The sequence below is a fragment of the Marinobacter sp. genome (assembly GCF_052094685.1).
Classification (GTDB): Bacteria; Pseudomonadota; Gammaproteobacteria; order Pseudomonadales; family Oleiphilaceae; genus Marinobacter.
The window spans coordinates 54,164-68,334 of record NZ_JBQDKB010000010.1 but is presented as its reverse complement, the minus strand read 5'-3'; the positions used below and the strand labels follow the sequence as shown (position 1 = coordinate 68,334).

Genomic DNA, 14,171 nt, shown 5'->3' with positions numbered 1-14,171 from the left:
TGCCCCTCAAGCGAGATGCGCATTCTACAGAGCTGAGCGAAGGTGTCAACGGCCAATCTCTGCTAATTCCAAACTCTTTCGGTTTCCACCTATAAACGCGCAAAAACAATGCAAAAACCGCTCAAAATTCACACTACTGAGCAAAAACCCCGGTATTACTCCGGAGTTTTAACTGGTCGACGCTGCTTACCACGGAACAATGCACGGACAGGTCCAGACAATGCATAGATCAAGAAACCAGTGAAAAGCACAGTGGCTGGATCTAGCGCAATCACTACAAAGATGAGAACCACAAGCAAAATCGCAGCAAACGGTACGCGACCACGGAGATCAAGATCCTTAAAGCTACGATACAGAACGTTACTAACCATCAGCACCCCGGTACCACCAACTACTACCACCGTCAGGAAGGTGAGCCACGCCGAAGGCTCAAAGGTGTGAAAGCACCACACCAAGCCTGCAACGCAGGCTGCCGCTGCAGGGCTCGGCAACCCAACAAAGAACTTCTTATCTACAGAGCCAATTTGGGTGTTGAACCGGGCAAGGCGAAGGGCCGCACCAGCCACATATATAAAGGTAATAGCCCAGCCGATCTTATCCATCCCATTCAAGGACCAGAAGAACGCAACAAACCCAGGCGCAACACCAAACGCAACCATATCCGCGAGACTGTCGTACTCCTCGCCAAACTTGCTCTGGGTATTGGTCATTCGGGCCACACGCCCATCAAGTCCATCGAGAATCATGGACACAAAAATCGCAATGGCCGCGTTGTCGAACACGCCACCTGCTGCCGACACTATGGCGTAGAAGCCAGAGAACAGAGAGGCCGTCGTAAGGGCGTTAGGCAGGAGATATATCCCCTTCCTGCGCACAGGCGAGCCCTCAACCAACTCCTCCTCTACCACCTCACCTGGCTCAATGTCGCATTCTGTTGCTGACTTTGAGGAAATCTCTGTCTCGCTATCCCTGGAACTCATTTCGGCACTTTTTCTTTCTTCAGTCATTCCCACTACTCCGGAAAGCATTTGGGCAAAGTATATACGAAAAACGCGGCCACCCGGGCCGCGTTTCGTTAAACCAAGCTTAACTCCGCTTAGTTCTTATCCTTATCTACGATCTTGTTGGCGGAGATCCACGGCATCATGCCGCGCAGCTTCTCACCTGTCACTTCAATATCGTGAGCGGCGTTCTGACGACGACGCGCAGTCATTGATGGGTAGCCAAGAGCGCCTTCCGAGATGAACATCTTCGCGTACTCACCACTTTGGATGCGCTTCAGCGCATTGCGCATGGCTTCGCGGGATTGATCGTTGATGATCTCAGGGCCAGTCACGTACTCACCATACTCTGCGTTGTTAGAGATGGAGTAGTTCATGTTGGCAATGCCGCCTTCGTACATCAGATCTACAATAAGCTTTAGCTCGTGCAGACACTCAAAGTACGCCATTTCGGGGGCATAACCTGCCTCGGTCAGGGTTTCAAAAGCTGCTTTTACCAGCTCAACCGTACCGCCACACAGAACTGCCTGCTCACCGAACAGGTCTGTCTCGGTTTCGTCTTTAAAAGTTGTCTCGATGATACCGGTACGACCGCCGCCGATGCCGCTAGCGTAGGACAAGGCCAGGTTCTTTGCGTTGGAGGACGAATCCTGGAAGATGGCAATCAAATCAGGGATACCACCACCGTTGGCAAACTCGGTGCGAACCGTATGACCAGGCGCTTTAGGAGCAACCATAATAACGTCCAGATCTTTACGCGGAACGATCTGGTTGTAGTGGATAGCAAAACCATGAGCGAACGCCAAGGTAGCGCCTTGCTTCAGATTGGGCTCAATTTCCTCTTTGTACAACTGGGACTGGAACTCATCCGGAGTCAGAACCATAACTACATCAGCAGCGGCAACGGCTGATGGCACGTCGTTGGTCTTAAGGCCATAGGCCTCTGCCTTAGCGATAGAGGAAGAACCAGGGCGCAAACCCACAGTTACATCTACGCCAGACTCTTTCAGGTTGCACGCGTGGGCGTGGCCTTGGGAGCCAAAACCAATGATGGCAACCTTCTTGCCCTGAATGATCGAAAGATCGCAATCCTTATCGTAATAAACCTGCATGAGTAACCTCTGTTATTTGTGATGGCCTTTCAGGAGACCAAAGCGTTCGTAATATACAAAACAGTTTAAAGGCTTAAAACCTTTTCACCCCTCGCGATTCCGGAAACACCAGAGCGCACTACTTCGAGCACCCCCGAGGCGCCAATAGCCTGAATAAAGCCATCGAGCTTGTCACTGTCGCCCGCCAACTGGACGGTGTAAACCGAACTGGTGACATCCACAATCTGGCCCCGGAAAATATCAACAGTGCGCTTGATTTCAGAGCGCTGGGAGCCGGTTGCCTTCAACTTAACCAGCATCAACTCCCGCTCGATATGGGGCCCCTCGGTCAGATCCACCAGCTTCACTACTTCAACAAGCTTGTTGAGCTGCTTAGTAATCTGCTCAATAACCCGATCCGAGCCAGATGTTGTAACCGTGAGCCGAGATAACGTTTCGTCTTCGGTGGGCGCAACAGTCAGGGTTTCAATGTTGTAGTTCCGCTGGGAAAACAACCCAACTACGCGAGACAGTGCCCCCGGTTCGTTTTCAAGCAACACAGAAATGATTCGACGCATGATCACACCCTCTCCGTCTTGCTGAGCCACATGTCTTTCATGCAGCCACGAGCCACTTGCATCGGATACACGTGCTCAAACCGATCAACCTGGATATCTACGAAAACCAACCGGTCTTTCATCGCCAGAGCTTCTTTGAGTTTCGGCTCCAGATCTTCTTTCTTATCAATCCGAATGCCTACATGGCCATAGGCTTCTGCCAGCTTGATAAAGTCCGGCAAAGATTCCATATACGACTGAGAGTGACGGGACTCATAGTTCATGTCCTGCCACTGCCTCACCATCCCCAAGGATCCGTTGTTCAGATTGATGATTTTTACCGGCAAATCGTACTGATTGCAGGTAGACAGCTCCTGAATGTTCATCTGGATACTGCCCTCACCCGTAATACAAAGCACTTCGTCATCCGGGTGCGTCAGTTTAACGCCCATAGCCGCTGGCAAACCAAAGCCCATGGTCCCCAGACCACCGGAGTTGATCCAGCGGTTAGGCCTATCAAACTTGTAGTACTGAGCGGCGAACATCTGATGCTGCCCCACATCAGTGGTCACAAACGCATCGCCGTTGGTCAGGCGACATAACATTTCGACCACTTCCTGCGGCTTGATCACATCTGGGCTGGTTTCGTAACGCATACCGTGGAACGCACGCCATTCGTCGATCTGCTTCCACCAAGACGCAAGCGCCTCTGCATCCGGTTTCTCCTTGCTCTCTTTAACCAGAGCAAGCATTTCCTTGAGAACTGCATCAACCGGCCCGACGATAGGCACATCGGCGTCAATCGTTTTGGAAATGGATGCAGGGTCAATATCGATATGAACAATGCGAGCACCCGGACAGAACTTTTCAGTTGCGTTGGTTACCCGGTCATCAAACCGTGCACCAACCGCCAAAATAAGATCTGAGTGGTGCATCGCCATGTTGGCTTCATAGGTGCCATGCATGCCAAGCCAGCCAAGATGCTGTTTATCGCTCGCTGGGTAACAACCAATACCCATGAGGGTATTGGTGATCGGGCAACCCAGATTGCGCACCAATTCTGTCAGCTGCTCAGAGGCCTTACCCAGAATGACACCGCCACCGGCATAGATAATGGGCCGGCGTGCCGCCAGCATCATATCTACCGCTTTTTTAATCTGGCCAGCATGGCCGCGTATCGCCGGGTTATAGGAACGCAGATTTACCTTTTTCGGATAAGCGTACTCAAAACGTTCGTTCGGCGCAGTCATGTCCTTGGGAATATCCACAACAACAGGCCCAGGGCGACCGGTCGAGGCAATGTAATACGCCTTGCGGATAGCTCCCGGAATCTCTGAAGGATGACGCACACTGAGGTTGTGCTTAACCACAGGGCGGGATACACCAATCATGTCGGTTTCCTGGAAAGCATCTTCACCAATCAGCGTAGATGCAACCTGCCCACACAGAACCACCATGGGGATGGAATCCATAAAAGCGGTAGCGATACCAGTAATGGTGTTGGTGGCTCCAGGACCAGAGGTCACAAGCACAGTTCCTGGTAGCCCGGTAGCGCGCGCATAGCCGTCGGCCATGTGCACGGCTGCCTGCTCGTGCCTTACCAGAATATGCTTAACCTTGTCCTGCCTAAACAACGCATCATAAATATGAAGGGCTGCGCCACCCGGATAGCCGTATATGTACTCGATTCCCTCATTTTGCAGGGAACGGATCAGCATATCGGCGCCAGACAATAACTCCACGATTTTCTACCCTCTTCTACGAGTGATTGAGCCGGGCACACGCCCGACTGCCTGGATTCACGGTTTCCCTGCTTCTTGTGAAAGCGGAACCGGCTGCTGCTCCACACTTTGTTAAGAGGTTGTCTCCTGGCCAGCCGCCCTCCTGAGGGTTGCGGAGAACGGCCAATCAACGGGTTGCAAATAAGCAACAACCATTCCGCGACAGATACGCGGCACGCTTAGTGTGGTAATAACGGGGGAATACTTGCACGGGATTGCCGGCCGCATTAACCCCAGTCTTCAGGCAATTTGTAATTCTGACAGCGCTAAACTCCCTGTCAATAGCCTCTGTTGCTTTCTGTGTTCATACTGGAGCAAGGTCTGGCATAATTACCTGCAACTATTATTCACAACTATTCATAATAAGGGTGCGGAGTTTTGAACCAGGCGGAAGAAAACACTTCGCATAAATGGCATGATAAACACACGTAAAACAGAACACACCACGAGTAGAGCCATGAACAAAACGACCCTGATGCTGACCCTACTGATCGCCGTAGCACCCGGTATGGCAACGAGCGCCTCCGTATATAAATGGACGGACGAAAACGGCATAACCCATTTTGGCGATCGCCAACCCGTGGGAGCCAACTCTGAAACTGTCAACGTTCGCTCAGGCACCTCTACCAGAGGAAGCGACCGGCCTAGCGCTCAGCAGCGCTTGGGTGAGCTTCAAGAGCGGCAACAGGCCGACGCTAAAAAAGAGCAGGAAACAACGGTAGAGACCGCCCGCAGAAAGCAACGTGAAGCTAACTGTGAGACTGCTCGTTCTAACCTAAAAATCATACAAGACAACGCCCGCATCCAGATTGAGGAAAACGGCGAACTGCGATACCTAACCCCAGACGAGATCGCTGAAAAGCGCAGCAAGCTGGAAGAAGTCGCCGCTGAAAACTGCGAACCTGATGCCCAACAATAAGCTCTAAGTCTCGTTAAAAAAGGGGTGAAAACCAAAAGTTTCACCCCTTTTTTCCGCTTCGGCTAGGCCTTCTCAAAGACCAATTGGCTTCCATCTACAGTTGCCCGAATTATATCGTCAGGCATGAAATCACCCTGCAATAGCCTCTGTGCCAGCGGGTTTTCGATCATTCTCTGAATCGCCCGCTTGAGCGGCCGCGCGCCGTATACTGGGTCGTACCCGACCTCCGCCAGCAAATCCATCGCAGCTTCATCCAGTTCAAGCTCCAGATCCTGCTCCTGCAGACGTTTGTTGAGAATCTCTATCTGAATCTTTGCGATACCGTGAATCTGGCTGCCCGCCAGCGGATGGAACACAACCACTTCATCCACACGGTTAATAAACTCAGGGCGAAAGTGCGTTCCTACCTCCTCCATCACGGCACTTTTCATAGCCTCGTAATTCTCTTCCCCAGCCTTCTGCTGAATAATTCCTGAGCCTAAATTCGAGGTCATCACGATAACCGTATTACGGAAATCGACGGTGCGTCCCTGGCCATCTGTAAGGCGGCCATCATCTAGCACCTGAAGCAATATATTGAACACATCCGGGTGCGCTTTTTCGACTTCATCTAGCAACAGCACGGAATAAGGGCGACGGCGAATTGCTTCAGTCAGATACCCGCCCTCTTCGTAGCCCACATACCCAGGGGGTGCACCTATCAAACGGGCAACGGAGTGCTTTTCCATAAACTCAGACATATCAATGCGCACCATGGCCTCTTCGGTATCGAAAAGGAATGCGGCCAGGGCCTTACACAGCTCTGTTTTACCAACACCCGTGGGCCCGAGGAACAAGAACGAACCGTTAGGCCGGTGTGGGTCTGCCAAGCCCGATCGAGAACGACGAACGGCGTTCGATACTGCCTCTACAGCCTCGTTCTGGCCAATAACGCGAGTGTGTAGCTCGTCTTCCATACGCATCAGCTTGCCGCGCTCGCCTTCCAGCATCTTGGATACCGGAATGCCTGTCCACTTGGAAACAACCTCAGCGATCTCTTCATCTGTAACCCGATTACGCAGAAGAGTCATTTCCATCATTTCAGCTTGGCCCGCCATATCTAGCTGGCGCTCCAGCTCTGGAATACGGCCATACTGCAGCTCGGACATTTTACCCAGATCGCCTGCCCGGCGGGCACTTTCCAAATCAATACGGGCCTGCTCGAGCTGACTTTTTATATTCTGAGAACCATGCAGGGCGGCTTTCTCAGCATTCCAGACTTCTTCAAGATCTGCATACTCACGCTCAACGCCCTGTATCACGTCAGACAACTCTTCTAGGCGCTTCTTCGACGCAACATCCGTTTCCTTCTTTAACGCCTCGCGTTCAATTTTGAGCTGAATCAGGCGGCGCTCCAAACGATCCAGGGGCTCCGGTTTGGAATCCATTTCCATGCGGATTTGGCTCCCTGCCTCATCCACTAGGTCAATAGCCTTATCCGGCAGCTGGCGATCCGCAATATAACGATGGGAGAGCTTGGCGGCCGCGATAATGGCGCCATCCGTTATCTCTACGCCGTGGTGAACCTCATAACGTTCTTTCAAGCCACGCAGAATTGCGATGGTGTCTTCTACGCTCGGTTCGGTCACCAGTACTTTCTGGAAACGGCGCTCCAGAGCCGCATCTTTTTCAATATTTTCGCGGTATTCATCCAGCGTGGTGGCACCTACGCAATGCAGCTCGCCCCGGGCCAACGCCGGCTTGAGCATATTGCCTGCATCCATAGAGCCTTCGGCTTTGCCCGCGCCGACCATGGTGTGGATCTCATCAATAAACAGAATGATCTGGCCTTCCTGTTTTGAAAGCTCATTCAGTACCGCTTTCAGGCGCTCTTCAAATTCACCGCGAAACTTAGCACCGGCAATCAAAGAGCCCATATCCAGCGACAAAACCCGCTTGTTTTTCAATCCTTCGGGCACCTCGCCGTTCACGATCCGCTGAGCCAAACCTTCCACTATGGCGGTTTTACCCACCCCAGGCTCGCCAATCAGTACTGGGTTGTTTTTGCGGCGACGCTGCAAAACCTGAATGGTGCGACGGATCTCGTCATCACGGCCAATCACCGGGTCTAGCTTGCCTGCCTCAGCCAGCTCTGTTAGATCGATGGTGTATTTCGAAAGAGCCTGTCGGTTTTCCTCAGCACCTGCATCATCCACGGTTTCGCCTCCTCGCACAGAATCAATTGCCTTTTCTAACGCTGCCTTATCCACGCCCTGCTCGCGCAACACACGGCCGAGTGTGCCACGATCTTCAAGAGCTGCCAGCAGCATTAACTCGCTGGATATAAATTGGTCTTTTCGCTTCTGTGCCAATTTGTCGGCGATATTGAACAGGCGCCCCATATCGTTAGACATGGCCACATCACCCGCGCTGCCACTTACCTCTGGCAGGTTTTCAATTTCCTGGGCAACAGCTTGGCGCACGCGACCCGGCTCAGCGCCGGCCTGTTTGAGGAGCGGGTTGATGGAGCCGCCCTGCTGATCAAGCATGGCCTGCATCAGGTGCAGAGGCTCAATAAAATTATGATCCTTGCCAACCGCCAGTGACTGCGCATCGGACAGTGCGGTTTGTAGAAGGCTGGTGAGCTTATCGATTCTCATGGATTCGTTTCCCCAATTTGTTCGGTGAATACGGTCAGCTGGCACGCATTCGGCTTGCTTTGACAACTAATGTAGGGGCAAACGAGGGAAGTTCAAGGTCGACACGAAGGGTAAACGTCAGAAAATTGACGGGGCTCAGTTTTTCCAGATGACGGTTGCCATGCGACCTGTCTGGCCATCGCGGCGATAGGAGTAGAATTTCGCACTGCCGGTAACCGTGCAGAAGTCACCACCGTATGTATTTTTGACGCCCAGATTTTCCAAGCGCTGCCGGGCAAGCAGGTATATATCCGCCATGTAATGCCCCTTACGAGCGCCCACTGAACTGAAGGCAACCTCAGCTTGTGGATCTTGCGCCAAAAATGCCGCTCTTACTTCTGGCCCAACCTCAAAGGCCTGCGGGCCTATTGCCGGCCCAAGCCACGCCATCAGTGCATTCCCTGGCAACCCCATGCTGGCCAGCAAGTTTTCCAGAACCCCGCCACAAAGGCTGCGCCAGCCAGCATGAGCAGCGGCTACGGTTGTTCCATTGTGATCACAAAGAATGACGGGCAAACAATCCGCCGTAAGAATCGTACAGGCCTTACCGGTGAAGCGACTAAAGCTTGCGTCCGCTTCCGGAATATCGCCCGCAGGGTCTGCGGCCAAGCTGACGATATCCGTACCGTGAACCTGATTAAGCCAGCCAAAAGCATCCACCGAAAGACCACAGGCATCGGCCAATTTTATGCGATTGTCTCGCACATGGCCTGGAGCATCCCCGACATGATCACCCAGATTCAAGCTCGCCCAAGGAGGCTGGCTAACGCCACCCAGCCGAGTTGTGCACACGGCACGGATGTTTGCTGGAGCTGGCCAATCCGGGCGGATAAGCGACAGCTCCGATACGGTATCAGAGCTCATTGCTCTCTAGGTCCTGAACATGCTTGCGCAAGGCTGCAAGCAAACCCATGAAATCCTCTGGCAGTGGCACTTCCCAGCTCAAAACTTCGCCGGTTTCCGGGTGCTCTAGGGTGAGCTTACGCGCATGCAACGCCTGTCGATTAAAGGCTGCCAGCACTTCACGCAGCGCTTCCGTTGTGCCTTTGGGCAAACGTAGCCTACCGCCATAAAGAGGGTCGCCAACCAACGGATGCTTTACGTGCGCCATGTGCACACGAATCTGGTGGGTACGGCCGCTTTCCAATATGCAGCGCACATGGGTGTGGGCTGCGAAACGCTCAATCAAACGATAATGAGTGACGGCTGGCTTGCCACTTTTAACCACACCCATTTTTTTGCGTTCATGGGGGTGACGACCGATAGGTGCGTCTACGGTGGCGCCTCCGGTGAGCGTGCCAACCACAACCGCCTCGTACTCCCGGCCCATGCTGCGAGTTTGCAGCTGATCCACCAGAGATGTGTGAGCAATCAGGCTGCGGGCAACCACCATAACACCGGAGGTATCTTTATCGAGACGATGAACGATACCCGCGCGGGGCAGGTTCTCCACCTCCGGCGCGTAGTTCAGTAGGGCATTTACTAAGGTTCCATCCGCATGGCCAGCCGCCGGGTGAACAACCAAGCCTGCGGGCTTATTGATCACAAGTAAATGTTCATCCTCATAAACTACGTCTAAGCTTATGGCTTCTGCCTGCCAAGTTACTTGGGCTTCTGGCTCGGCATCAAGCTCAAGCCGATCGCTCAGCATTACCTTGTCTTTTGGTCGACGAGCTTCTCCGTTCACAGTTAACGCGCCGCTGCGAATCCAGGATTGCAGACGCGAACGCGAGTGCTCTGGCATGAGCTCAGACGCCGCTTGATCCAACCGCCGGTCACTCAAGCTTGGCGGCACATCAAAACTGGCAGTTATTCGGTTCTCAGATGACATTAAGCCCCCGGGGCCTGTGTGTGATATTATTTCGCTCTCGAATTTATCGACATTATACGGGATTTTGGCATGAGATCAGGTTTTCGTTTACTGCTGCTTTCTACACTGGTTGTTTTGATCAGTGCCTGCGCTTCCAACAAGCAGGAGGAAGTGCTTCCGGAAAAAACCTATTACGACAATGCGCGACAGGCGATGAATTCCGGCAACTTTAATGAAGCCGAACAGAACCTCGATTCCTTGGAAACCTACTATCCGTTCGGCCGCTACGCCGAGCAAGCGCAGCTTGATCTTATTTATGCCCGCTACCAAAACCTGGATCTTGAGGGTTCCAGAGGAGCAGCCGACCGCTTCCTGCGCCTGAACCCCCAAAGCGATCACGCTGATTACGCACTATACATGCGCGGGCTCGCTTCCTATAACCTAGACATCGGTTTGGCTGCGCGCTATTTCCCGATTGATGTCGCCGCCCGGGATGCCGGGGAGCAACAGCAGGCATTCCGTGATTTCAGCGAACTGCTGAATCGATACCCAGAAAGTGAATATGCAGCCGATGCCCGCCAGCGCATGATCGCCGTGCGCAACCGTATGGCGGAACTGGAGCTTCATGCTGCACGCTATTACATTAAACGCGAAGCCTATGTGGCCGCCAACAACCGAGCGCGCTACATTGCGGAAAACTACCCCACGTCACCTGCGGTTGAAGAAGCACTAATTATTTTGGCGGAAACCTTTGATTTTTTGGAATTCAACAAAGGTTCCCAGGATGCGGTGGCTCTGTTGCGTCAGAACTTCCCAAAGAGTGATGCGTTCAACAGCGATGGCGAGTTTGAGGCAAACCTGCTGAAGCGCGAGAACCGCTCACTCTCCAGCGTGATTACCTTCGGACTGATGAGCGACGAGTAACCCAAACTCTGCTACTTGCCGCTCTTCCAGCCACTGGTAATGGGATAGCGGCGATCTTTACCAAAGCCACGTTCGGTAATGCGTACACCTATAGGCGCTTGCCGACGCTTGTATTCGTTGATATCCACTAGGCGAATCACACGTTTAACGTCTGCCTCATCGAACCCCTTCGCAACAATCGCATCCGCGCTAACGTCTTGCTCTACGTACAAGCTAAGAATTTGATCCAACACATCGTAACCTGGAAGGCTGTCTTCATCTTTCTGATCTGGGGCCAGCTCTGCAGATGGCGGCCGCGTTATCACTCGCTCGGGAATCACTGGGGACAATGAATTGCGGTACCAAGCCAGCCGGAACACCATGGTTTTTGACACATCCTTCAACACATCAAAGCCACCAGCCATATCTCCATACAAGGTCGAGTACCCCACGGCCACTTCGCTTTTATTGCCCGTTGTAAGCACCAGCGAACCAAACTTGTTAGAAAGCGACATAAGCAAAACGCCACGAATACGAGCTTGCAGATTCTGTTCGGTGGTATCGAGGGTCATGCCCTCAAACGGTGCGGCGAGGGTCGCCATGAACGACTCGTACATCGGCTCTATTGAGTACACATCGTACTGAACCTTCATGGCAGCAGCTTGGGCCTCAGCGTCTTCCAAACTGATACCTAGGGTATACCTGAACGGCATCATTACAGCACGAACCCGCTCGGGGCCCAGCGCATCCGCCGCCACAGCCAAGGCTACGGCAGAATCAATACCTCCAGAAAGCCCAAGCACTACAGATTTGAAACCATTTTTATTTACATAATCACGAACGCCGGCAACGAGCGCACTGTAAATGCTCGCCTCCAACGACGGTTCCGCCGGCAATGGCTGAGAAGTTGGCTGACAGTGTCGGTCACAGAGAAACTCTACCGGGAACAGGCCACTGGTGAACTGCGGCGCTTCGACAGCGAGGGTGCCTGTAGAGTCGTAGACCATAGAGCCTCCGTCGAATACCAGCTCGTCCTGGGCCCCAACCAGATTGGCGTAGACAATGCTCACCTGATTCTCGCGAGATTTGCGCTCAAGTAGCGTCTTTCTTCGCGTTTGTTTATGGATATCATAGGGCGACGCGTTCAAGTTGATGATCAGCCGCGCACCTGCGACCACAGAATCTTCAACGGGGCCATCTGCCCAGATATCTTCACAAACCATTAAGCCTACCGGCACGCCACAAATGTCGACCACTGCCGCATCCGCTCCGTCGGCGAAATAACGCTTTTCATCAAACACTTGGTAATTAGGTGGAAACCGCTTGAAGTAACGGCCGGTGATTTTTCCGCTTTCAATTACTAAGGCAGCATTGTGGAGAGAGCCATCGCTTCGAACAGGCGCGCCTATAACGATCGCCGCATCAAGATGGGCCGCTTGCAGTTGCTCCAATGCCTCATTTACTCTGATATCCATACTGGGGCGCAGCAACAAGTCTTCCGGCGGATACCCGGTAATGCAAAGCTCTGGGAACACAACGATATCTGCGTTGTGCTCGGAGTAGGCACGCTTCGCAGTTTCAATCACTCGATCAGTATTGCCGGGAATATCCCCCACAAGAAAATCCAACTGCGCCATCACAACCCTTAACGTGCGAGGTGATGGACTGGAAAGCGGAGTGCTCCCGGGAACGGACATAACTAGGCTCCTGTAACTCATTGCCACGAAAAGGCTATTATAACCCCGCACAGACCCTGATTTCTTCCGCTCAACAACGGATTTTCGAAAACCATGGCGACAGATACGGTATCAGCAGTCAGTACCGGCAAAAAAACAACTGGCTTACAGCAGGCCAAACTGTTCCGCATTTACAACCACTACCGGCTTGTTATCAGCCTGATGCTGGTGGGCCTGTTGTTTGTTGACCCGGTAAATTTTGACACCAGCTTCCGGCTCTTGGACTACTACCAGTTTGGCGTAGTGGGTTACCTGGCACTGAACAGCTTTGTTGCGCTCACTATGCTCGCAGGCTTTAAACTGAAGCCGCGACATATCACCCTCTCCATACTCTTAGACATTCTCGTTATGCATGGGCTGCTGTTCACCAGCACCGGCATCACCAACGGGTTGGCCAACCTGGTTATTATTTCCGTTGCGGCGGGTAACATCCTTAACCCGAGCCGCATGGGTACTTTCTATGCGGCACTCGCCGCCATCTGCTCACTCAGTATCTCCGGCTGGGCCGTGCTAACCCTTAACGCCCCGGGTGATGACATTGTGCGCGCCGGCTCGCTCGGCATTCTGTATTTTGCAGCAGCCTTTATCCTACAGAATATTTCCCGGCGGATGATGCGCAGCGACGCCCTCGCAACCAGCCGTGCGCAGAGCCTTGCAGAGCTTGAGCAAATCAACCAGCAGATTATCCAGCGCATGCGCACTGGCATTCTTGTGCTTGATCGATATGGCCAGGTACGTTTGGCAAACGCCGCTGCGGAGGAACTGCTGTTTGGCACGTCAACAGACACAAGCATACCCGCAACCCGATCTCGCACCCTCCCTCAACCCTTAAAGCTGGGGCTGGAAGCCTGGCTGAAGAATCCTGAAAGGCGCACAGAGCCGTTTCAACCAGCATCCACCTCGCCACTGCTGCAGGCTAACTTTACCCAGCTTGACCAAGAACGCGGCGACCAAATTCTCGTGTTTATCGAGGACATGAGCAAAGTAACCCAGCAAGCCCAGCAAATGAAGCTGGCCTCTCTGGGGCGACTGACTGCCGGCATCGCCCACGAAATACGCAACCCGCTTGGAGCCATAAGCCATGCGGCCCAGCTGATGGAAGAATCTCCTCATATTGATGCCAGTGATCTGCAGATGCTGGACATTATCCGGCGCCATTCCCGGCGCGTGAACGGTATTGTAGAGAACGTGCTCACCCTTTCTCGGCGCAGGCAGGCTAACGCTGACTTGGTCGATTTGGCATGCTGGCTAAAAGAGTTCCGGGGTGACTTCCTGCAAACTCAGGAAAGTACCAGCCCCCCCACGAAGGTGACTTTAGAGATTGAATCTGAAGTGCCAGAGGCGCGATTCGATAAAAGCCAAATTGAACAAGTGCTGGTAAACCTGTGCGACAATGGCTTGCGCTATAGCCAGCAGCAATCAGGCGAACGCAAAATCGAACTGCGTGCAGGTGCCACCGCCGATGGCGAGCGCGCCTATGTGGATGTAAGGGACTTCGGCCCAGGAGTCGACACCGACTCTAGCCACTCAATTTTTGAGCCGTTTTACACCACCGACAAGGGCGGCACCGGCCTCGGGCTTTATCTAGCAAGGGAACTGTGCGAGGCTAATCAAGCTCACCTATCCCTGGTGGAAGACGACCAACCTGGCTGCTGCTTTCGCATTACCTTTGCCCACCCAGGGCGAATGATCTGA

Annotated in this window: 11 protein-coding genes; 3 read left to right on the top strand and 8 right to left on the bottom strand. The window is 53.1% G+C overall.

Going from position 1 to position 14,171, the window contains the following annotated elements; translation table 11 throughout:
* Window positions 1-155: 155 nt before the first annotated feature.
* From pssA to ACTH3S_RS03865, 4 genes are all read right to left on the bottom strand, one after another.
* Window positions 156-980, bottom strand: coding sequence for a CDP-diacylglycerol--serine O-phosphatidyltransferase (gene pssA, locus ACTH3S_RS03880; protein ID WP_441807710.1), 825 nt, complete (start codon window positions 978-980; stop codon window positions 156-158).
* A gap of 116 nt (window positions 981-1,096) precedes the next feature.
* A complete protein-coding gene (gene ilvC, locus ACTH3S_RS03875) occupies window positions 1,097-2,113 on the bottom strand; it encodes a ketol-acid reductoisomerase (RefSeq protein ID WP_441807709.1) in 1,017 nt (338 codons plus the stop codon).
* 65 nt (window positions 2,114-2,178) lie between these two features.
* The gene (gene ilvN / locus ACTH3S_RS03870; protein WP_441807708.1) at window positions 2,179-2,670 is read right to left on the bottom strand and encodes an acetolactate synthase small subunit; all 492 of its coding nucleotides are present in this window, start codon (window positions 2,668-2,670) and stop codon (window positions 2,179-2,181) included.
* A 2-nt stretch (window positions 2,671-2,672) separates the two neighbouring features.
* Complete coding sequence (locus ACTH3S_RS03865) at window positions 2,673-4,391, bottom strand: acetolactate synthase 3 large subunit (RefSeq protein WP_441807707.1); 1,719 nt, start codon at window positions 4,389-4,391, stop codon at window positions 2,673-2,675.
* A gap of 496 nt (window positions 4,392-4,887) precedes the next feature.
* On the opposite strand from ACTH3S_RS03865, the gene ACTH3S_RS03860 reads away from it, so the two are divergent.
* Window positions 4,888-5,349 carry a DUF4124 domain-containing protein gene (locus tag ACTH3S_RS03860; protein WP_441807706.1) on the top strand — a complete coding sequence of 154 codons (462 nt, stop codon included), beginning with the start codon at window positions 4,888-4,890 and terminating at the stop codon, window positions 5,347-5,349.
* A gap of 62 nt (window positions 5,350-5,411) precedes the next feature.
* Here ACTH3S_RS03860 and clpB read toward each other — a convergent pair whose 3' ends face one another.
* The 3 genes from clpB to rluD all read right to left on the bottom strand — a co-directional run bounded on the left by clpB (window position 5,412) and on the right by rluD (window position 9,858).
* On the bottom strand, window positions 5,412-7,988 hold the full coding sequence (gene clpB, locus ACTH3S_RS03855) for an ATP-dependent chaperone ClpB (RefSeq protein WP_441807705.1): 2,577 nt from the start codon (window positions 7,986-7,988) through the stop codon (window positions 5,412-5,414).
* Between the two features lie 135 nt (window positions 7,989-8,123).
* On the bottom strand, window positions 8,124-8,891 hold the full coding sequence (gene pgeF, locus ACTH3S_RS03850; protein WP_441807704.1) for a peptidoglycan editing factor PgeF: 768 nt from the start codon (window positions 8,889-8,891) through the stop codon (window positions 8,124-8,126).
* The gene (gene rluD / locus ACTH3S_RS03845) at window positions 8,881-9,858 is read right to left on the bottom strand and encodes a 23S rRNA pseudouridine(1911/1915/1917) synthase RluD (protein WP_441807703.1); all 978 of its coding nucleotides are present in this window, start codon (window positions 9,856-9,858) and stop codon (window positions 8,881-8,883) included. Before rluD ends, pgeF begins: the two co-directional genes overlap by 11 nt.
* Window positions 9,859-9,927: 69 nt before the next feature.
* Here rluD and ACTH3S_RS03840 point away from each other — a divergent pair, with 69 nt between their 5' ends.
* Entirely contained in the window at window positions 9,928-10,761 is an 834-nt protein-coding gene (locus ACTH3S_RS03840) for an outer membrane protein assembly factor BamD (protein WP_441807702.1), read from the top strand.
* Window positions 10,762-10,772: 11 nt separating this feature from the next.
* On the opposite strand, the gene ACTH3S_RS03835 is transcribed toward ACTH3S_RS03840, so the two are convergent.
* On the bottom strand, window positions 10,773-12,437 hold the full coding sequence (locus tag ACTH3S_RS03835) for an NAD+ synthase (protein WP_441807701.1): 1,665 nt from the start codon (window positions 12,435-12,437) through the stop codon (window positions 10,773-10,775).
* 93 nt (window positions 12,438-12,530) lie between these two features.
* On the opposite strand from ACTH3S_RS03835, the gene ACTH3S_RS03830 reads away from it, so the two are divergent.
* A complete protein-coding gene (locus tag ACTH3S_RS03830) occupies window positions 12,531-14,171 on the top strand; it encodes a sensor histidine kinase (protein ID WP_441807700.1) in 1,641 nt (546 codons plus the stop codon).